Origin of the sequence: Flavobacterium crocinum, assembly GCF_003122385.1 — a bacterium.
GTDB lineage: Bacteria > Bacteroidota > Bacteroidia > Flavobacteriales > Flavobacteriaceae > Flavobacterium > Flavobacterium crocinum.
Genome location: NZ_CP029255.1, coordinates 3219782 through 3238916, shown reverse-complemented (window position 1 = coordinate 3238916; position 19135 = coordinate 3219782). Strand labels below are relative to the sequence as shown.

Here is a 19135-nt window from a genome sequence, read left to right as displayed (position 1 = left end):
TTCTCCCGCAGATTTAGCAGATCAAGCAGATAAAATTCATTTAAATATGATTTTAGAAGCAGCATTTCTTTATGTAAAACCAGAATTAGCCTCTCAATTTGAAGCTGATTTTGCAAAAGCAAGTCAATATATTTCATCAATCGATGGTTATTTAGGACATCGTCTGGAAAAATGTCTTGAAGTTGAAAACAAATATCTTTTACTGGTGGACTGGAATACGCTTGAAGATCACACAATAGGTTTCAGAACTTCTGAAGCGCATTTGGAATGGAAAAAGATTTTACATCATTATTACGAACCTTTTCCAATTGTAGAACATTTCGAAACCGTTTTTGAGAATAAAAAATAATAGCTATGCTTTGTGCTAAAAAAATTAAACACATAGAAACATAGATTTTAAAGTAAATTAGGAATATAAGAATTTAGAAAAAATCTAGATTTTAACACATAGATTACAATTGAAGCTATGTGCATTGATGCAAGTGAAACGCCTTTTACAGACAAAGAGAAACTATGTCTCTATGTGTTTAAATTAAATTCGTGCCAATTCGAGCAATTACTTCGTCCGTTCGCTATCGCTCGGGTCGTGGCAAAAAAGAAAACAAAACAATGAATATCAAACTCATCGCCATAGGCAAAACAGATAATAAATCGCTTCAGACTTTGATTGACGATTACACCAAACGTTTGTCCTTTTACATCAAATTTGATCTGGAGATTATTCCCGATATCAAAAACGTAAAAAATTTATCTGAAAGTCAGCAAAAGGAAAAAGAAGGCGAATTGATTTTATCGAAACTTTCCCCAACCGACCAATTAATTTTATTGGATGAAAACGGAAAAACATTCTCAAGCGTTGGTTTCTCTGAAGAATTACAAAAGAAAATGAATTCAGGCGTTAAAACTTTAGTTTTCGTAATTGGCGGTCCGTATGGGTTTTCTGAAACCGTTTATAAAAAAGCACAGGGAAAAGTGTCGCTTTCGCTGATGACGTTTTCACATCAAATGGTTCGTTTGTTTTTTATCGAACAATTGTACCGTGGATTTACCATTTTACGAAACGAACCTTATCATCATCAATAGTTTTTTTTGTTTCAGGTTCTAGGTTAAAAAATGTATTCTACAGGAAGTTTATCGAGATTGTAAGTCACTTCTTTTTGCAGTAGAATTTTATATTGGAGATATTCTTCGTAACTCATATTCTTATCAAATAAAAACACTAAATCCGGTACTCTTTCAAATTTTATACTGTAAAATTGTTTTAATATTTCTGTTATTTTTATTTCCTTATTCATCATAAAAACCTGTTGTTTGCCTTTTTTAAAGTAAACTACAAAACTTCCTTTGGAAGGTCTTTCCATTTTATAAAACACTTTAGTGAAAGGCAGAAAAGCTAAATTCTTCCCTATTGAATCTGCATAGGAATAATAATTTTCAGATTCTTCATTTTGATGCATTTTTTCATTTCGCTTCTTATCCTGCATTTTCATTACCTGCGGAATCACTGATTTTAACGGAAGACGTTTGTCTATATTCAGAATCCAATTGGTCGAAATGATCGCGCTTTTTCGGTTTAAGTCAGCAATGGTGTCTTTTCCTTCTGTTTTAAAAAAGATATAAACAGGCGAATGATCTTGTACATCTTTTACAATTGTAACATTTGATTTTGGAAGTAAAACATCTTCTTTTTTTCCGCAGGAAAAAAGAAGAAAAGCGATAATTAAAGTGAAGTATTTCATCATATTTATTTTTTACCCAAAGAATTAACACAACGTTTGTCATTCCGATTTCTATGATAAAACCAAATCTTTTTGATAAGAGGTTTGATTTTTTATTACCGCAAAAACTCGATGAATTATTTTGTTTCTCACAGCGTTTAAAACACTCATTTTGTTTTTTCCTTCATCAACTTTTCGGATGTAATATTTTCTTAAGTCATTATCAAGTCTAATTGCACTCATTGCGGCCATGTGTAAAACAGTCTTTAGGTTTTTATCAGCAAGCATTGATACTCCGGGCCTTTTTTTTAATGATGTTCCAGATTGAAAATCAAAAGGCACAACTCCGCTGTAGCATGCCATTTTTCTTGGATCAGTTATAACTGTAAAACCTTCTGTTTTAGATAATAATGTCCAAGATAAAACTTGACCCACTCCAGGAACAGATTTTATCAATTTCTGCTGGTGGTTTAGATTTTCATTCTTTAGGATTATAGCTTCAATATCATTTTCAATAATCATAATTTGTGCCTCAATACTTTTAATAAGTTTGATGTTTAAGTTTTTTAACTCTTTATCCAGCCCAATACCTTTCATTAATTTGTAGTCATGCTGCTGAACCATAAGCTGTTTTTTGATTTTTATTCTTAAAGCTCTTTCTGTCAATAGTATTTTTATTTTTTTTATAGAAGAGGAGCTCGGCTTCCATTCTCTGTTCTCCTGATAATTTTTCTCAATGAAACTGCAGATACGCAGTGCATCGATTTTATCATTTTTCCCTCTGACAAGACCAATGCTTTTTTTGATATGCAGAGCTGATATAACATAAACCTTAAAGTTAAATTTTTCCAATGCTTCAAAGATATTCCAGTTGTATCTGCCTGTATTTTCCATTGCCAGAATTACATTTTCTTTAGCATATCTTTTAAAAAAACGAGTAATGTCATTAATTTCATTTTCAATAGTAAAATAATTAATAGCCTCTTCTTTTACGCAGATATCTAAAGTCTTTTTGCTGATATCAATTCCGATAATAATGTTTTTCATAACTTTGTTTTTACGATTCAACAAATGATTTGAGAAATTCATCATAAGCTCAACTCCTTAATAACGGGTCTCAAGCCCAAATTTCTATCTGAGTCTTTGATGAAAGGGAAGCTAAAGTCTTAATCAGGATATGAGTCTCAAGCTCAGAGGAACGAATAGTTTACTTTTGCTTCCTTTCTCAATCATAAATCTACTTAAATTTCAAAAAACAAATCTAAAGGAGGAACGAGGAATCACACTCGAAACTCGACAAAGATTGGCGACATTCTGTGAGGAAACACTAGTGTGATTCCTCGTTCCTCGGAATGACAAAACGATTGCTTAAATATTATTATAAACTCATTTTATTAAACAAAGTAACACATTCCACAGCTTCCTTCACATCATGAACACGAAGAATTTTTGCCCCTTTCATCAAAGCAATTGTATTCAAAAAAGTTGTTCCGTTTAAAGCTTCCTGCGGTGTAATATCTAATGTCTTATAAATCATTGATTTTCTTGAAATGCCAACTAAAACCGGTAAATCTAAAAGATTAAAAAGCTCCATTTTCTGCATTACCTCATAATTCTGATCGGTTGTTTTGGCAAAACCGAAACCAGGATCCAAAATCAAATCGTTGATTCCTAAAGCTCTTGCTTGTTGCACTTTTTCAGAAAAATAAAAAAGCATTTCTTTTACAATATCCTCATATTGCGTCAAACTTTGCATCGTCTGCGGATTACCTCGCATGTGCATCATAATGTAAGGCACATTATATTTTGCAATAACATCAAACATTTTATCGTCCAATTCGCCGGCTGCAATATCATTTATCATTGCCGCACCGCTTTCTATACTCGCTTTGGCAACTTCAGCTCTAAAAGTATCAATGGATAATAATGCTTCTGGAAAATGCTTTAAAATCAATTCGATTGCGGGAACAATTCGGTCGATTTCTTCTTGCTCTGAAACAAATTCGGCACTTGGTTTACTGGAATAAGCACCAATATCGATAAATGTAGCTCCTTCAGAAAGCATTTTATCAACTTGTGAAATAATTTCGTCTTCTTTTTTATATTTTCCTCCGTCAAAGAAAGAATTTGGCGTTACATTCAAGATTCCCATCACTTTTGGAATCGTTAAATCTATAAGTTCGCCTTTGCAGTTAATAAACATTTGGTTTCAAGTTTTATTTGTTTAAAGTTCCAAGTTCATGCAGATTACGCAAGTTTGGGAACTTGAAACCTGAAACCTGAAACATTTTTTCAGTTTCAAGTTCGCAGCGTTAACAATTTGTTTAGAAAAAACTTGAAACAAAGAAAACCTGAAACTTGAAACTCTTAAAAAATTATCCTTATTTTTGAAGAAATTTTAGCAAATATACAGCATATAAATGAAGAATACTTCCGAAGAGTTTGATAATGTTATCGCGGTTTGCCGTACGTTGTTTATCAATAAAATGACAGATTATGGCAGCGCATGGAGAATTTTGAGACTACCGTCACTGACTGACCAGATTTTTATAAAAGCACAAAGAATTAGAAGTTTACAGGAAAATGAAGTCCGTAAAGTGGATGAAGATGAAAAAGGAGAATTTATCGGAATCATCAATTATTCTATTATGGCTCTGATTCAGTTAGAATTAGGCGTTGTGGATCAGCCTGATTTGGACGTTGAAAAAGCAACTGAATTATATGATGCTAAAGTAAAACTGACTAAAGATTTGATGGAAGCCAAAAATCACGATTATGGAGAAGCGTGGCGCGACATGCGTGTAAGCTCTTTAACCGATTTGATTTTGCAGAAGTTGCTTCGAGTAAAACAAATTGAAGACAACAAAGGAAAAACAATAGTTTCTGAAGGAATTGATGCGAATTATCAGGATATGATTAATTACTCCGTTTTTGCCTTAATTTTAAATCCAATAAACAAATAAAATCCAATATTTTTAATTCCAAAATCCAAGTAAGATTGGAATTTGGGATTTTTTTATTGAATTTTTAAATTTAAATATTTGCCATGAAAAACATTATTACCCAATTCTCCCGATTATTTGTCGGCGTCCTATTTATCATTTCTGGATTAATCAAGCTAAATGATCCAGTTGGTTTCTCTTATAAATTAACAGAATATTTTAGCGAACCAGTTTTCAATATGCCATTTTTAGAGCCTTTGGCTTTAGGATTAGCTATCTTTTTGGTAATTCTGGAAGTTGTATTAGGCGTAATGCTTTTAGTGGGTTACAAATCAAAATTAACGATTTGGGCGTTATTGCTTTTAATAGTTTTCTTTACATTCCTTACCTTCTACTCTGCTTATTTTGATGTTGTAAAAGATTGTGGCTGTTTTGGAGATGCTTTACACTTAACACCTTGGCAGTCTTTCACAAAAGATGTTGTTTTACTTTTCTTTATTCTGATTTTATTCATCAACAAGAAATTAGTAAAACCGTTATTTTCAAAAATGATTACCAATATCGTGGTATTAATCAGCATTATTCTTTGTGTATTTATGGCGGTTTGGGTTTTAAATCACAATCCGATAAAAGATTTCCGTCCTTATAAAGTAGGAACCAACATTGAGAAAGGAATGGAAATTCCGGAAGGTGCTCCAAAATCGGTTGTAGAAATGATTTTCATCTATAAAGTAAACGGTGTTGAAAAAGAATTTACGGAGAAAGATTTAATGAATATCCCAGAAGGTGCAACATTTGTTGACCGAAAAGACAAGGTGATTTCTGAAGGTTACATTCCTCCAATTCATGATTTCACCATGACAAAAGATGATTCTGATTACAAAGAAGAGCTATTAAAAGAGCCAAAACTATTAATTTTTGTAACTTACGATTTGAATCTATCCAATCCAGAAGGAATGAAAAAATTAGCAAAAGTAAGTGCTGATGCAAAAGCTAAAGGATACAAAGTGATTGGAATGACTGCTTCTGGAGCAGATGAAATAGCAAAAGCTAAAAAACAATATAACTTGAATACTGAATTCTATTTCTGCGATGGAACAGCTTTAAAAACCGTTGAAAGAGCGAATCCAAGTATTGTGGTAGTTCAAAACGGAACTATTGTTCAAAAAGTACATTACAACGATGTTGATGATTTGAAATTATAGATATTAAGTTAAGATTAATGAAAAAGCTACAATTTGTTTGTAGCTTTTTTTTTACGTTAATTTTATTCTTTTACAAGTCAAATTAGAAGAATGAAACATTTACAGTACGATCTGTATAGAAATACAGAAACAACAATGTTTGAATTTAAAAGTATTGGTTCAAATGGAGAAATAAAAAAAGTGATAATTTTTAGCGCAACTCAATCTGATGAAATATACAATTTAGCATTTGGAGATTTGATTTACAATCATACTCAGAAAAAATATACTATAGATGATTCTATAATAACAAACAATGGAGATAGAAATATAATTTTAGCAACAGTTGCTAAATCAGTTTACATTTTTACAGAAAAATATCCTGAAAAATTGGTCTTTTTTAAAGGTAGTACACTTGGAAGAACCCGTTTATACAGAAGAGCTATCTCAATCAATTTAGAAGAATTATCCGAAACTTTCATTATCTTTGGAGCATTAATGAATGAATTTGGACATATTACCAGTGTTCCTTTCAAATCAAATGAAGATTATTTTGGTTTTATTATTAAAAGAAAAGAATTATGAAAACTACAATAAAAAAAGATTCTACTGAGAAAAAAAGTCCTTCAATTAATTCGCAAATAAAGATTGATAAAAAATTAGATGATTTAAAAATTATCGAATCAAAAAAACAAGAAGAAGTTAGCAAGCTAACTTTTAAAGTAAATCTATAATTTAAGCCACAATAATTATCTAATAAAAAGTCCTTTTAAAATTGGGCTTTTTTTATGCAAAAATAATCCTCGCATGAAACAAATCTCAAAGTCATTCCTGACCTTTTTACTAATTGTTTTCTTAATTCAAACAAGTTCTGGCCAATCCGAAACATTAAAAAAAGACCAACGTTATATCTTTTTCCTTCATAATAAGTTTATAGAAGAAAATCCTTTGGATGTTTCACATCCGGAATATGGAAAAGCTGAATACAATGAAATTTTAGCTTCTTTACGAAAAGACGGTTTCATTGTCTACAGCGAAATCAGAAAGAAAAACACGAATGCATACGACTACGCCGAAAAGATAACAAAACAAATCAAAAAGCTTCTTAAACAAGGAATTGCTCCAAATAAAATTACCGTAATCGGAACTTCAAAAGGCGGTTATATTGCACAATACGTTTCGACTTTTGTGGCCAATCCGGATATGAATTTTGTTTTTATTGGATGTTTCAGAGATGTTGACATAAAAGAAATTCCGGATATTAATTTCTGCGGAAACATTCTAACTATTTACGAAAAATCAGATATTTATGGCGTTTCGGCAGTCAAACGCAAAGAGACTTCAAAACTTAAAGTCAATCATTTTAAGGAAATTGAATTGAATACCAATCTTAAACATGGCTTTTTATATAAAGCTTTAGATGAATGGATTACTCCAAGTAAAAAATGGGCAAATGGAAATTAAGATTTGAAATAAAAATTGTGCAAAATATAGCTTATTAAGTCTTCAAATAATTCCATTTATTTGGAGACTTTTTTATTGAAATCTGACGTTTTTTTACTCTCAATTTTATTCCTTAAATCAAAAAATCAATCTTTTTTTCTGATTCGAAAAGTAAAGTTTAGAAAATCATTCAAATTTCTCCTCTACTATTACGATTTCATTCTCGTTTTTCTAACCGAAATTTAACTTATTGTTACAAAACAAACGAGTCTTCAAATTTTGTTAATCTCCATTTGGCTTTCAAATTGTTTGTTTAACTTTGTGAATTCAGTACTTAATTTTAAAAATAATTTATTTTACATATGAAACAAATTGCTTTAGTAGTAATTGCATTTATTACCTTTTCTTGCTCTCAAGCTCAAAAAACAGCTTTTTCGAAAGAAGCTTTAGCCGAAAAATTATTAGGAACAGATGATAGCCAAACTACCTTTAAAAACATCTTAAAAAAATACAAAGGAAAAACTTTAGTGATTGAAGTTTGGGCTTCCTGGTGTGGTGATTGCGTAAAAGCAATGCCAAAATTAAAAGAATTACAAGCTAATAATCCTGATGTATCTTACTTATTCATTTCGGCTGATAAAACGGCTGATAAATGGAAAGCCGGAATCGAAAAACACGAATTAAACAAAGGTGATCATTACATGATGAATGACGGAATGAAAGGTCTTTTCGGGAAAGCAATTGATTTAGACTGGATTCCAAGATACATTGTTGTAGATAAAACAGGTAAAATTGTGCTTTACCGTGCTATCGAAACTGATTTTGCTAAAATCGACGAAACTTTAAAATCGTTGAAATAATTTTCAATAACAATTTCAAATTACAATTTCAATGTCAAAATTCAATTACAATTTTGACTGCTTCAAAAACAAAAAATTAAAAAATAATAAAACTACCAAAAATGAGAAAATCGATTGTTGCAGGAAACTGGAAAATGCATAAAAATGCTGCGCAGACTGAAGAATTATTAAATGAATTAGTAGCTAAAATTCCAGCTAAAACAAATGCACAAGTAATTGTAGCTCCAACATTTGTAAACTTACAAGCTGCTGCTGCAAAATTAAAAAATACCACTATCGGAGTTTCTGCTCAAAACGTTCACCAGGCAGAAGGCGGTGCGTTTACAGGAGAAATTTCTGCTGATATGTTAACTAGTATTGGTGTTAACACTGTAATTTTAGGTCACTCTGAGCGTAGAGCTATTTTCCACGAAACAGATGCTTTAATCGCAAACAAAGTAGATACAGCTTTAAAACATGATATGACTGTTATTTTCTGCTTCGGAGAAGAATTAAAAGACCGCCAGTCTGATAATCACTTTAACATTGTTGAAAATCAATTACGTGATGGTGTTTTCCATATTGCAAAAGAGTCTTGGTCTAAAATTGTTTTAGCTTACGAACCAGTTTGGGCTATCGGAACTGGAGAAACTGCTTCACCAGAACAAGCACAAGAAATGCACGAATTCATCAGAGAAACGATCCGTAAAGCTTTTGGAGCTGAAATCGCTGATGAAGTTTCTATTTTATACGGTGGTTCTGTAAAACCAGAAAACGCTAAAGAAATTTTCTCTAAACCAGACGTTGACGGTGGTTTAATTGGAGGTGCTGCTTTAAAAGCTGATGATTTCTTAGCAATCGTTACAGCTATCTAATTTTAGATTTTAGATTTTAGATTTTAGATTTTAGATTTTAGATTTTAGATTTTGAAATTCTACATATTAAAAAGTGTTCGCTGGTGCGAACACTTTTTTGTTTTAAATTATTCTTAAATTATCAATGTTCTTGTAGATTTTCAAGCAACTTTTACTTTGTATTGTTACCTTTGCAAAAATTTTTATTTATGTCAAACATCTATTTAGGATATCATTTTACTATTGAGCCAAAAGAATTGGGTTCGGAAATTTTAGTGGCAGAATTGGGCGAAAAAGCATTTGAAAGTTTTACAGAAACGGAAAATGGAATTTCAGCTTTTGTGAAGAAAGATTTATGGGATGAGAATATTCTGGATGATATTTATATTTTACAATCAGAAGAGTTTAAAATTGAATATACTATTGAAGAAATCGATCAGGTAAACTGGAACGAGGAATGGGAAAAGAATTTTGAACCGATTGATGTTGACGGAAAATGCCATGTTCGCGCTCCTTTTCATGAAAAAACTGATGCTGAATTTGATATTGTAATTGAACCAAAAATGAGTTTTGGAACCGGACATCATGAAACTACTCACATGATGATTCAGCATTTACTGGAAATGGATGTTAAAGGTCTTAAAACTCTTGATATGGGATGTGGCACTGCGATTTTGGCAATTTTAGCTGAAATGAAAGGTGCTGAACCTATTGACGCTATTGATATTGATAACTGGTGTTATCTGAATTCTATTGAAAATGCAGAACGCAATAATTGCAAACACATTAGCGTTTATGAAGGCGATGCTGCTTTATTGACAGGTAAAAAATACGATTTAATTATCGCTAACATCAACAGAAATATTTTGTTGAACGATATGCAGACTTATGTTGATGCTTTGAACCCAAAAGGAATTATATTATTCAGCGGTTTTTACGAAGAAGACATTCCGTTTATTGATGCTTCATGCGTTGAGAAAGGTTTAACTTATGTTAAAAAGCTTCAGAGAAACAACTGGGTATCATTAAAATACGTAAATTAGATATTGATAATCAAATCAGTACAAAAACTTAAACAAAATGAGTACTAAAGAAAAAGTTAGAGAAAGAATTCGCGAGAAAGAAGCAACGGGTTTCAATAACGAAATTATCGTTTACAACGATGATGTAAACACTTTTGATCACGTAATTGACACTCTTATGCGCGTTTGCAGCCACACAGCCGAACAAGCTGAGCAATGTTCTTTAATTGTTCATTACAACGGGAAATGTACCGTAAAAACAGGACCTATTGACAAATTGAAACCGCAATGTACGCAACTTTTAGAAGCCGGACTTAGCGCTGAAATTGTCTAATTGAAAATATTTTAAAAAGCATTCTATTTTATTCTATATTTGAATGAAATAGAATGCTTTTTTTATGGAGGAATATGGAAAGATATTGATTATTGCAATGCCTGTTTTTTTGACTTTAATTATCATCGAAAAAATATACGGCATCTACACTAAAAATGATACGGCACCTCTTATTGACAGTGTATCCAGTATTAGTTCCGGAATTACTAATTCTGTAAAAGATGTTTTGGGTCTCAGTATTACTTTTCTTTCCTACGAATGGCTGGTTTCAAAAATCGCGCTACAACATTTAGAGGTTAATGTCCTCTCCTACTTTATTGCTTTTTTTGTAATTGATTTCTATGGTTATTGGAGTCATCGATTAGCACATCAAATTAATTTTCTTTGGAACAAACATGCTATTCATCACAGCAGTGAAGAATTTAACTTGGCCTGTGCACTGCGTCAGCCTATTGCGAGTTTGGTTAATTTATTTACTTTTCTGTTGATTCCGGCTGCTTTACTAGGTGTTCCGGCTTCGGTAATTGCGATAACACTTCCTATTCATTTATTTCTGCAATTTTGGTATCATACCAAGCATATTAAAAAAATGGGATTTGTGGAGCATATTCTCGTTACTCCATCACATCATCGCGTACATCATGCCATTAATCCGGAATATCTGGATAAAAACCATTCACAGATTTTTATTTTTTGGGATAAACTTTTTGGCACTTTTCAGGAAGAATTGGATGATGTTCCGCCAGTTTTTGGAATCACAAGACCTGCCAATACCTGGAATCCAATTAAGATTAATTTTCAGCATTTAACTTTATTGATAAAAGATGCCTGGCGTGCTCCAAAATGGAAAGATAAATTAACCATTTGGTTTAAACCAACAGGATGGCGTCCTGAAAACTTTGATGAAAAATATCCGGTCAATAAAATTGAAAATGTTTTTGATTTTGAAAAATATGGAAGGCAGAATTCTCAGAGATTGATTTACTGGTCTGTTATACAGATGTTGATTACTTTATTATTCGTAAGTTTTTTGTTTGATAATATCGCTAAAATCGGGCTGCCAAATATCTTTGTCTATGGCTTTTTTATTTTTGTAACCATATACAGTTACACCGAATTAATGGATAAAAGCAGGTTTTCTGTTTTGTGGGAGATTTTACGATTGGGAATCGTAATCTGCATTATAAGCTATTCTGGAGACTGGTTTGGCTTAAATAATGTAATTCCAATTGGTAATTATATTATTTTTACATATTTAATACTATCATTTATAGCAACAGTATATTTTGTTAGTTTTGAATTTAAAAACCAACCAAAACCCATATATAATTCATAATCCCCTATTATGAGAAACTCTTCATTTTTTAAAATTTACATAGCGTTCAGCCTTATGTATCTGGCCATTCTCGCGTTTGGTTATGAACGTTTCGACCTTTTTTTGAAACCCATTTTAATACCAATTCTTGGTTTTGGAGCTTATTTCTACAGAAAATTTCCAACGCAGAATACTTTATTGATTGCACTTTTATTTTCCTGGATTGGAGATGTTATTCTGCTTTTTACTGACCTTGGAGAAATTTATTTTATAATAGGCCTGGTATCTTTTTTAATGGCGCATATTCTGTATTGCATTTTGTTTAACAAACAAAACAGAGTTCGAAAAAAACAAAACAAAACCTTTTTTGTAATTGGAAGTGTTTTAATTGCAACTTACTTAATCGGAATGGTTTCGGTTTTAATGCCACATTTAGGCGATCTTGAAATTCCGGTTTCTATTTACGCGACTGTAATTTCAATTATGCTTTTATTTGCTTTTAACGGATTGTTGGTTTGGCAAAGACCCGGAAATATATTAGTCTGTTTAGGAGCTTTTTTCTTTGTTGTTTCAGATAGTATTTTGGCTGTAAATAAATTTTATGATCCAATTCCAAAAAGTTCCTTTTTTATAATGCTAACCTACCTTCTGGCACAATATCTGATTGTACTTGGTATTTTAAAACTAAACCCAAAAAAAATAAAAGAATCATAAGTTTATAGCATTATCATGAAAAAAATAACTCTTTTTATTGTTTTATTAATTACCTTTTCTTCCTGCGTTAGCACAAAATCAACCTTAAAAAATGTAGATGATAGCGCTCCTGATTTGGTTCTGAAAAAAGACAATACATTTGTGATTACTCAGTTTGCCAAAGACAAAAAATATGGTTACGATCCGGATTATCCTGTAAACATCTTTTTCCAGAATACAAACAGTGAAACATTAAATGAAACCCGTTTTCTAAATGCTCTTGCCGGACCGGGCGGTGAAAAAATTACGTATACAAAATTAGAAACCTGTTGTCCGTTTCCGACCAAAAGAAGCAATATGGGCGCTGGATTTTTAAATGTTTACGAATTGAAATGGGAAGGACAAAAAAAGCCTGTTAAACTTTATTTGAATGTTTATGAAAAAGGGATTTTGATGGTTCCTATGGGATTGAGACTGAAACAATAAACATGTTAAGAAAAACATTCCTTATCTTTTCAATGCTATTACTTTTCTGTGCAGGATTCATCACGTTGGGATTGTATTTAATGGAAATTGAAGATCACTATGGTGATTTGCAAGAAGCTTACTTTGAATCTCAAAATGGAGATTTAATCATAAATAAACAAAATCAAACATTCGGTATAATTTCGAAAAACTGGAGAAGATCAAATGTCATAACAAAACAAAACGATACGCTGGATTTATGCGACTTTATTAGACAAAATAAATATGAAATCCTTAGAATTGAAAAAGAACTTGCTTTGAATGATTTAACATTTGAAAAAATTATCAAACTAAAAAACGAAAAGTCAGCAAAATCTATTATAAATAATTAATTATGATGAGAACTAAGGCTACTTTTAAAATTATGATCCTTTTATGCCTCTTTTTTTTTCCATATCATATTGCTGTTCTCTGCATTAATTCTGATTTTTCATCATCAATAATTCCTGGTTGGCATACTACTATTATTCCCGGACAAATACTTTCTAATTCAATTAAGTTTCTTGCCCTTATTGCAACTGTAATTTGTTCATGGAAACTTTATAAAATCCAGAATCAGATTGCTTTAAAGAGTTTTGCTATTTATCTTTTATTTACAATTCCTGTACTATTTATTGGAAGAATTAGTCTTTATGAGCTAATTTCATTCAGCTCTGAAGATATTATAAATCGTATCCGAGTTGTAGTTTTTATCAATATTTGTTTGAATATTTTGTTTTTTATTGGCCAAATCTATTTTTGGAGGGTTTATATTCTATCCAAAAGATCTTCTGAGATTAACAATTTAACTTAATTTTTCTAAATTCTATTAAAAGTAATAACTCCTAATCAGTTATAATGGAAAATCATAAAACATGATAAATGTCATTTACTTCTTTCTTTTGATATCCTAATATTGTCGCCGAATAAACAGCTATGATTTTAGATTCATTTTCGTAATTCCACAAAAGCCTAGCCCTGATAGAAGCGGAAATCATTTTTCTCTAAAACTTATTTTTTCCTGGCTGGGCAGAGCGACCGAAGGAAGCTCCTGAACAGACATTGGAAAAAAAGTTTTAGAGAAAAATGATTTCCTCACAAGTAATTTATTTTAAGCGGAGTTCAGTGAACCTTGTTTGAAGCGGATAGCAGGAATAGCTTCATAAAATAATCTTAAATCTTAATCTCAAACTCATAAATCATGACTACCTTTGCACTGTCAAAAAATCATATTATGAACATACAACATATTCCACAAATTAAGCATACTGACAGCGGGAATTTCTTTTTATTGGCGGGACCTTGCGCTATTGAAGGAGAAGAGATGGCGCTTAGAATTGCTGAAAAATTAGTTGGTATTACCGACAATCTTCAGATTCCTTATGTCTTTAAAGGATCTTTCAAAAAAGCAAACCGTTCCAGAATTGACAGTTTCTCCGGAATTGGTGACGAAAAGGCTTTAAAAATCTTAAGAAAAGTTTCAGAAACTTTTCATGTTCCGACTGTTACCGATATTCATACTAACGAAGATGCTGATATGGCAGCTCAATATGTAGATGTTCTTCAAATTCCTGCTTTCTTAGTGCGTCAAACTGATCTTGTTGTGGCAGCTGCTAATACAGGAAAAACGGTAAACTTGAAAAAAGGGCAATTTATGAGTCCGGAAAGTATGAAACACGCGGTTCAAAAAGTATTAGACTGTAATAACGAAAATGTTATGGTTACAGATCGCGGTACTATGTTTGGCTATCAGGATATGATTGTTGATTTTAGAGGTATTCCTACTATGCAGCAATATGCTTCTACGGTTTTGGATGTTACACATTCTTTACAACAACCTAATCAGACTGCCGGTGTTACAGGCGGAAGACCTGATATGATTGAAACAGTCGCTAAAGCCGGTATTGCAGTTGGTGTGGACGGAATCTTTATTGAAACGCATTTTGATCCTGCAAATGCAAAAAGTGATGGCGCTAACATGTTACACTTAGACTATTTTGAAGGTTTAATGAACAAGTTGGTGGCTATTAGAAAAACAATTAACGCATTTTAATTTTATAATACATTAAGTTCTTTGAAAACAAAAATTTTATTTTTCTTACTAGCTTGTGTTTCATTAAACACATTTGCTCAGGAAGAAATACCGGTACAAAAATACGCTGCACACAACAAAGGGAAATTCTTTGTAATGTGGGGCGGAAACAGAGAAAGTTACTCCAAATCTGATGTACGTTTCAGAGGTAATGGTTACGACTTTACAGTTGAAGATATGAGAGCGCATGACAAACCGAAAGGATGGCATGTTGATTATATCAATCCTGCAAATATGACAATTCCTCAGACTAACCTGAGATTGGGTTACTTTTTTAGTGATCATTACAGTGTAACCATTGGTGTAGACCATATGAAATATGTAATGTCGCAAAATCAGATTGCAAATGTTACTGGAAACATTAATTTGCCTTCAGATGATCCTGCATCAATTTACAATGGTAATTACAACAATACTCCTGTGGATATGTCTCAGGGAGGAGCTAAAGAAGGTGGTTATGGTAATGGTGAAATAAATACAAACGGTCCTGCTTTTTTGATGTATGAGCATACAGATGGTTTGAACTACATTAATACTGAAGTTGCCAGATTTGATGATATTTCTAAATGGTTTGGCTTACCAAATATTGATAAAGTACAGATTAACTTAACCGAAGGTATTGGTGCCGGTGTTTTATATCCAAAAACTAATACTACGATTTTAGGTAAAGAACGTCACGATGATTTTCATGTTTCCGGTTATGGTGTTTCTGCAAAAGCGGGTCTTAACATCACTTTTTTCAAACACTTCTATGTACAGGGAGAGTTAAAAGGTGGTTACATTAACATGCCGGATATTAAAACTACAATAAGCAACGAAGATAAAGCGTCTCAGCACTTTACTTATTTTCAACGAATTATTGCTGTTGGAGGTATTTTCAGAATCTAATTGCTGTTGAAAAATATATTTAGAAAAATAGCTGTCATTTTATTTGGCAGCTATTTTTTTTATCATTTACTTTGTAACTCAAAGTACTTTAATTATCATGTTATGAAAAGTAAGAAATTTTTATTTCCGTTGATCACATTCGTCATCAGTTTTGGGTGTGCTTTGTTTATTAGTCTAAAAGTTTTTCCAAATAATCCGTTTACTGGAATTAAACAGGAAAAGCCAGTGGTTAGTAAATACAAAGATGGTGATGTAATTTTTCAGACTTCTGAATCTAAACAATGTGAGGCGGTTCGTATTGCAACGAATTCTAAGTTTTCGCATTGCGGCATTATTTATGATATTGACGGAAAATGGTTTGTTTTTGAAGCCGTTCAGCCTGTGAAACTAACACCGCTTGAAGATTGGATCAAACATGGAAGAGACAATAAATATGTGGTTAAAAGATTAAAAAATGATGCTGTTTTAAAACCGGAAGTTTTGCAAAAAATGAAAGACTACAGCCAGCAGTTTGATGGCAAAGAATATGATGCTTATTTTGAATGGACAGATAATCGAATTTATTGTTCTGAACTGGTTTGGAAGATTTATAAAAATGCTGCCGGTATTGAATTATCAAAACTAAGGGAATTAAAGGATTTTAATTTGACAGATTCAAGAGTCCAAAAAATATTAAAAGAACGTTATGGTAATGATATTCCGCTGGATGAGAAAGTCGTTGCCCCTTCTGACCTTGCCGATTCCAGTTTATTAAAAACTGTCATAGACACATACTAAATCACAAAAGCCAGTTGATTTATTATTGCTGGCCTTTTTATTTATCAATTAACTTTGAATTTCAAAGAACTTTTTAAAATATAATGTATGAGAGATTATTTGATTGAAAAACTTTATGAATCTTCTAAAAAACCGTATCAAAAATATTTCAAGAAAAATGAACCTTGGAAAATTGATAAAACTAAATTGTTGGATTATCCGCAAGAAAGTTTAGGACTAGGTTTGGGAAATTTTCTTTATAACAATCATTTTGATATTCAGGAAAAACTGGAAGATCACGACATTATTCATGTTTTGACTAATACAGGTGTTTCGGTTTATGAAGAAATCGGAATGCAGTATTACCTCTTCGGAAACGGAAAAAGAAGTTTGTATTTGTATATGGTTATTTTAACCGGAACTATTTTTTATCCTAAACGTATGAAATACTTTATTCAACAATATAAAAAAGGAAAAAAAGCACTTTCGTTTCATTATCTGGACTTTTCGAAAATGCTTTTAGTTCCGGTTCAGTCTATTCAGCAAACTTTTAAAATTTAATTTCTATGAAAACAATTGATAATAAATCATTCAAAGAAAATCAATCTATTGAACTTGCTATTGGTTCTTTTGTAATTACAACTGCATTGTTTAGTTTATATATTATTTCGAATGAAAGTTCCAATGTTCTTGTTATTGCATGGCCGTTTGCTTTATTTGCAATAATTGTAAACCTCATCATGTTTGTTCATTTGAGCGATAGATTCATTCATTTACCAAAACAGCGAAAAGAAATTGGAATTAAGATTTTATTATTGCTTTCTAATATTCCAATAACCTATTTGTATTATTTAATTGTGATGAAAAATTGATTATTATATGGATCGTTCCTATGGAACTTTTTGTAACCTACATAATCTCACAATGGATTGAAATCCGTTGCTACAATATGAATCATTCCTACGGAATTTTTATACAAACAACGTTTCATCTTTTTTATAAAAAAATAGGCTGTCAAAAAATGACAGCCTATTTCTATATCGATTCCAAAAATCTTAATTTGCTTTTGGCAATTCGATTCCGTTTTGGTCAATTAAATACATCAAAGAAGTCATCGTTGCAGCACCCAATTCTAACTCTCTTTTGTTGATAGCATCAAATTTATCATTTGCTGCGTGGTGGTAATCAAAATAACGTTGTGAATCTGGTTTTAAACCTGCTTTTACAATCGCTTTAGACGTTAAATGACTGATATCTGAACCAGCATGGCCGATTGTAAAACTATGTACTAAATAAGGCTCAAAAAAGTCTTTAAATCCTTGTATTTTTTTCAAGTTTGCATCGTCTGCCTCAATAGAAAATCCTCTTGGAGAAAATCCGCCTGAATCACTTTCTAAAGCAAAAATGTGGTTTTCGTTCTTTTGTTTTGAAACTTCTTCATATTTAGCACCGCCTCTTCCGCCGTTTTCTTCATTCATAAATAAAACAACTCTAATCGTATTTTTAGGTTTGTAATTTAAATTCTTAAGAATTCTGATTACCTCCATACTCTGCACTACTCCTGCCCCATCGTCATGAGAACCATCAGCTAAATCCCAGGAATCTAAGTGTCCTCCAACAACCATAATGTTGTCAGGATTTACAGTTCCTGTTAATTCTCCAATTACATTATAAGACAAAGCATCTGGTAAAGTCTCACATGATTGTTTGAAATAAAATTTTAAAGTCGGATTTGCTTTTAAAGATTTACTCAATAATTCCGCTCCATTTGTACTGATTGCCGCTGTTGGAATATATTGTTCTTTTGGTAAATCGCCATAGCTTTGGTTTCCAGTATGAGGAAAATCGTCTAAACGAAGTCCCATTGAACGCACTATTGATCCTACTGCTCCTAATTTAGCTGCTTCTTTAGCTCCTGCGTATCTTTGATCGACACAAGCTCCGTAAGAGGTAAAAGTTTCAATGTTTTCAGGGTTCATTGGTCTATTGTAAAAAACAATTTTGCCTTTTACTTTATCAGCACCCAATTCGTTTAATTCTTTTATTCCCTGAACTTCGATTACTTCAGCTGTAATACCGGTTTTTGGAGTCGCAATAGAAGCTCCTAAAGCACAGATTGGCACAGTAGTTTTTACTTTTCCATCCAGAATATATGCTGTTTCTTTTTCGCCTCGAACCCAGTGCGGAACCATTACTTCCTGAAGATAAACTTTATCTAAACCTAATGCTTCTAATTGTCTTTTGGTATATTCTACTGCTTCTGCAGCACCTTTTGAACCAGATAAACGAGCTCCAATATCATTGGATAAATATTCTAGCCAGGTGTAACATTTTGCTTCTGTTAAAGCTTTTTTGTAAAATAATTTGATGTTTTTTTCGTCATTTGTCTGGGCAGATGACAGCAATCCGTTTAAAACTAGAGCAGTTAAAAGAATCGTTTTTTTCATAGTTTCTATAGTAATTTTGGAGTTTATTCTGCCTTTGGCATATTCACAAAGGAACAAAATTCTTTACAGGAAAAGGATATTTTCTTCAACCTTTTCTCAAAAAA

At 31.9% G+C, this 19135-nt stretch carries 24 protein-coding genes; 20 read left to right on the top strand and 4 right to left on the bottom strand.

Annotated elements, in window-relative coordinates; translation table 11 throughout:
- Window positions 1–46: 46 nt before the first annotated feature.
- A complete protein-coding gene (locus HYN56_RS14565) occupies window positions 47–349 on the top strand; it encodes an antibiotic biosynthesis monooxygenase family protein (RefSeq protein WP_109192839.1) in 303 nt (100 codons plus the stop codon).
- A 260-nt stretch (window positions 350–609) separates the two neighbouring features.
- A complete protein-coding gene (rlmH, locus tag HYN56_RS14560) occupies window positions 610–1083 on the top strand; it encodes a 23S rRNA (pseudouridine(1915)-N(3))-methyltransferase RlmH (protein ID WP_109194813.1) in 474 nt (157 codons plus the stop codon).
- Between the two features lie 23 nt (window positions 1084–1106).
- Here the strand turns inward: rlmH and HYN56_RS14555 are convergent, their stop codons facing one another.
- The 3 genes from HYN56_RS14555 to folP all read right to left on the bottom strand — a co-directional run bounded on the left by HYN56_RS14555 (window position 1107) and on the right by folP (window position 3921).
- The gene (locus HYN56_RS14555; protein WP_240622558.1) at window positions 1107–1742 is read right to left on the bottom strand and encodes a hypothetical protein; all 636 of its coding nucleotides are present in this window, start codon (window positions 1740–1742) and stop codon (window positions 1107–1109) included.
- 48 nt (window positions 1743–1790) lie between these two features.
- Window positions 1791–2765, bottom strand: a complete 975-nt coding sequence (locus HYN56_RS14550) for an IS110 family RNA-guided transposase (protein WP_240622557.1) — start codon at window positions 2763–2765, stop codon at window positions 1791–1793.
- A 331-nt stretch (window positions 2766–3096) separates the two neighbouring features.
- Entirely contained in the window at window positions 3097–3921 is an 825-nt protein-coding gene (gene folP / locus HYN56_RS14545) for a dihydropteroate synthase (RefSeq protein WP_109192837.1), read from the bottom strand.
- A 217-nt stretch (window positions 3922–4138) separates the two neighbouring features.
- Between folP and HYN56_RS14540 the strand changes: the two genes are divergently transcribed.
- The 18 genes from HYN56_RS14540 to HYN56_RS14455 all read left to right on the top strand — a co-directional run bounded on the left by HYN56_RS14540 (window position 4139) and on the right by HYN56_RS14455 (window position 17456).
- A complete protein-coding gene (locus HYN56_RS14540; RefSeq protein WP_109192836.1) occupies window positions 4139–4681 on the top strand; it encodes a DUF1599 domain-containing protein in 543 nt (180 codons plus the stop codon).
- Window positions 4682–4764: 83 nt separating this feature from the next.
- Window positions 4765–5865: a BT_3928 family protein gene (locus HYN56_RS14535; protein WP_109192835.1), complete on the top strand. Its 1101-nt coding sequence runs from the start codon at window positions 4765–4767 to the stop codon at window positions 5863–5865.
- A 90-nt stretch (window positions 5866–5955) separates the two neighbouring features.
- Window positions 5956–6429, top strand: a complete 474-nt coding sequence (locus tag HYN56_RS14530) for a DUF6934 family protein (RefSeq protein WP_109192834.1) — start codon at window positions 5956–5958, stop codon at window positions 6427–6429.
- Entirely contained in the window at window positions 6426–6578 is a 153-nt protein-coding gene (locus HYN56_RS25075) for a hypothetical protein (RefSeq protein WP_167398316.1), read from the top strand. The genes HYN56_RS14530 and HYN56_RS25075 overlap by 4 nt, the downstream gene beginning before the upstream one ends.
- A gap of 73 nt (window positions 6579–6651) precedes the next feature.
- Entirely contained in the window at window positions 6652–7308 is a 657-nt protein-coding gene (locus HYN56_RS14525) for a DUF2974 domain-containing protein (protein WP_109192833.1), read from the top strand.
- A gap of 341 nt (window positions 7309–7649) precedes the next feature.
- On the top strand, window positions 7650–8147 hold the full coding sequence (locus HYN56_RS14520) for a TlpA family protein disulfide reductase (RefSeq protein WP_091497065.1): 498 nt from the start codon (window positions 7650–7652) through the stop codon (window positions 8145–8147).
- A 101-nt stretch (window positions 8148–8248) separates the two neighbouring features.
- Window positions 8249–9001, top strand: a complete 753-nt coding sequence (tpiA, locus tag HYN56_RS14515) for a triose-phosphate isomerase (protein WP_109192832.1) — start codon at window positions 8249–8251, stop codon at window positions 8999–9001.
- A gap of 188 nt (window positions 9002–9189) precedes the next feature.
- Complete coding sequence (gene prmA, locus HYN56_RS14510) at window positions 9190–10023, top strand: 50S ribosomal protein L11 methyltransferase (RefSeq protein WP_109192831.1); 834 nt, start codon at window positions 9190–9192, stop codon at window positions 10021–10023.
- Window positions 10024–10060: 37 nt separating this feature from the next.
- A complete protein-coding gene (locus HYN56_RS14505; RefSeq protein WP_057118487.1) occupies window positions 10061–10336 on the top strand; it encodes an ATP-dependent Clp protease adaptor ClpS in 276 nt (91 codons plus the stop codon).
- A 64-nt stretch (window positions 10337–10400) separates the two neighbouring features.
- Window positions 10401–11672 carry a sterol desaturase family protein gene (locus HYN56_RS14500; protein WP_109192830.1) on the top strand — a complete coding sequence of 424 codons (1272 nt, stop codon included), beginning with the start codon at window positions 10401–10403 and terminating at the stop codon, window positions 11670–11672.
- Window positions 11673–11681: 9 nt separating this feature from the next.
- Entirely contained in the window at window positions 11682–12365 is a 684-nt protein-coding gene (locus HYN56_RS14495; protein WP_109192829.1) for a lysoplasmalogenase, read from the top strand.
- 15 nt (window positions 12366–12380) lie between these two features.
- Window positions 12381–12830 carry a 2-dehydro-3-deoxyphosphooctonate aldolase gene (locus HYN56_RS14490; protein WP_109192828.1) on the top strand — a complete coding sequence of 150 codons (450 nt, stop codon included), beginning with the start codon at window positions 12381–12383 and terminating at the stop codon, window positions 12828–12830.
- 2 nt (window positions 12831–12832) lie between these two features.
- On the top strand, window positions 12833–13201 hold the full coding sequence (locus HYN56_RS14485) for a hypothetical protein (RefSeq protein ID WP_109192827.1): 369 nt from the start codon (window positions 12833–12835) through the stop codon (window positions 13199–13201).
- 881 nt (window positions 13202–14082) lie between these two features.
- Complete coding sequence (gene kdsA / locus HYN56_RS14475; RefSeq protein ID WP_091497082.1) at window positions 14083–14901, top strand: 3-deoxy-8-phosphooctulonate synthase; 819 nt, start codon at window positions 14083–14085, stop codon at window positions 14899–14901.
- Between the two features lie 21 nt (window positions 14902–14922).
- Window positions 14923–15828 (top strand): hypothetical protein, encoded by a 906-nt coding sequence (locus tag HYN56_RS14470; RefSeq protein ID WP_109192825.1) that lies wholly within the window; start codon window positions 14923–14925, stop codon window positions 15826–15828.
- A 102-nt stretch (window positions 15829–15930) separates the two neighbouring features.
- Window positions 15931–16605, top strand: coding sequence for a YiiX family permuted papain-like enzyme (locus HYN56_RS14465; protein ID WP_109192824.1), 675 nt, complete (start codon window positions 15931–15933; stop codon window positions 16603–16605).
- 87 nt (window positions 16606–16692) lie between these two features.
- A complete protein-coding gene (locus tag HYN56_RS14460; protein ID WP_109192823.1) occupies window positions 16693–17145 on the top strand; it encodes a hypothetical protein in 453 nt (150 codons plus the stop codon).
- A gap of 5 nt (window positions 17146–17150) precedes the next feature.
- Window positions 17151–17456, top strand: a complete 306-nt coding sequence (locus HYN56_RS14455) for a hypothetical protein (RefSeq protein ID WP_109192822.1) — start codon at window positions 17151–17153, stop codon at window positions 17454–17456.
- A 183-nt stretch (window positions 17457–17639) separates the two neighbouring features.
- On the opposite strand, the gene HYN56_RS14450 is transcribed toward HYN56_RS14455, so the two are convergent.
- On the bottom strand, window positions 17640–19031 hold the full coding sequence (locus tag HYN56_RS14450; RefSeq protein WP_109194812.1) for a M20/M25/M40 family metallo-hydrolase: 1392 nt from the start codon (window positions 19029–19031) through the stop codon (window positions 17640–17642).
- Window positions 19032–19135: the final 104 nt, after the last annotated feature.

Coding starts and splice junctions, on each gene's coding strand:
- HYN56_RS14495 (WP_109192829.1), top strand. CDS start 11,682: ATGAGAAACTCTTCATTTTTTAAAATTTACATAGCGTTCAGCCTTATG.
- folP (WP_109192837.1), bottom strand. CDS start 3,921: ATGTTTATTAACTGCAAAGGCGAACTTATAGATTTAACGATTCCAAAA.
- HYN56_RS14485 (WP_109192827.1), top strand. CDS start 12,833: ATGTTAAGAAAAACATTCCTTATCTTTTCAATGCTATTACTTTTCTGT.
- HYN56_RS14550 (WP_240622557.1), bottom strand. CDS start 2,765: ATGAAAAACATTATTATCGGAATTGATATCAGCAAAAAGACTTTAGAT.
- kdsA (WP_091497082.1), top strand. CDS start 14,083: ATGAACATACAACATATTCCACAAATTAAGCATACTGACAGCGGGAAT.
- HYN56_RS14455 (WP_109192822.1), top strand. CDS start 17,151: ATGAAAACAATTGATAATAAATCATTCAAAGAAAATCAATCTATTGAA.
- HYN56_RS14505 (WP_057118487.1), top strand. CDS start 10,061: ATGAGTACTAAAGAAAAAGTTAGAGAAAGAATTCGCGAGAAAGAAGCA.
- HYN56_RS14490 (WP_109192828.1), top strand. CDS start 12,381: ATGAAAAAAATAACTCTTTTTATTGTTTTATTAATTACCTTTTCTTCC.
- HYN56_RS14460 (WP_109192823.1), top strand. CDS start 16,693: ATGAGAGATTATTTGATTGAAAAACTTTATGAATCTTCTAAAAAACCG.
- prmA (WP_109192831.1), top strand. CDS start 9,190: ATGTCAAACATCTATTTAGGATATCATTTTACTATTGAGCCAAAAGAA.
- HYN56_RS14520 (WP_091497065.1), top strand. CDS start 7,650: ATGAAACAAATTGCTTTAGTAGTAATTGCATTTATTACCTTTTCTTGC.
- HYN56_RS14525 (WP_109192833.1), top strand. CDS start 6,652: ATGAAACAAATCTCAAAGTCATTCCTGACCTTTTTACTAATTGTTTTC.
- HYN56_RS14535 (WP_109192835.1), top strand. CDS start 4,765: ATGAAAAACATTATTACCCAATTCTCCCGATTATTTGTCGGCGTCCTA.
- HYN56_RS14465 (WP_109192824.1), top strand. CDS start 15,931: ATGAAAAGTAAGAAATTTTTATTTCCGTTGATCACATTCGTCATCAGT.
- HYN56_RS14500 (WP_109192830.1), top strand. CDS start 10,401: ATGGAGGAATATGGAAAGATATTGATTATTGCAATGCCTGTTTTTTTG.
- HYN56_RS14555 (WP_240622558.1), bottom strand. CDS start 1,742: ATGATGAAATACTTCACTTTAATTATCGCTTTTCTTCTTTTTTCCTGC.
- rlmH (WP_109194813.1), top strand. CDS start 610: ATGAATATCAAACTCATCGCCATAGGCAAAACAGATAATAAATCGCTT.
- HYN56_RS14530 (WP_109192834.1), top strand. CDS start 5,956: ATGAAACATTTACAGTACGATCTGTATAGAAATACAGAAACAACAATG.
- HYN56_RS14540 (WP_109192836.1), top strand. CDS start 4,139: ATGAAGAATACTTCCGAAGAGTTTGATAATGTTATCGCGGTTTGCCGT.
- tpiA (WP_109192832.1), top strand. CDS start 8,249: ATGAGAAAATCGATTGTTGCAGGAAACTGGAAAATGCATAAAAATGCT.
- HYN56_RS14565 (WP_109192839.1), top strand. CDS start 47: ATGATTTTAGAAGCAGCATTTCTTTATGTAAAACCAGAATTAGCCTCT.
- HYN56_RS25075 (WP_167398316.1), top strand. CDS start 6,426: ATGAAAACTACAATAAAAAAAGATTCTACTGAGAAAAAAAGTCCTTCA.
- HYN56_RS14450 (WP_109194812.1), bottom strand. CDS start 19,031: ATGAAAAAAACGATTCTTTTAACTGCTCTAGTTTTAAACGGATTGCTG.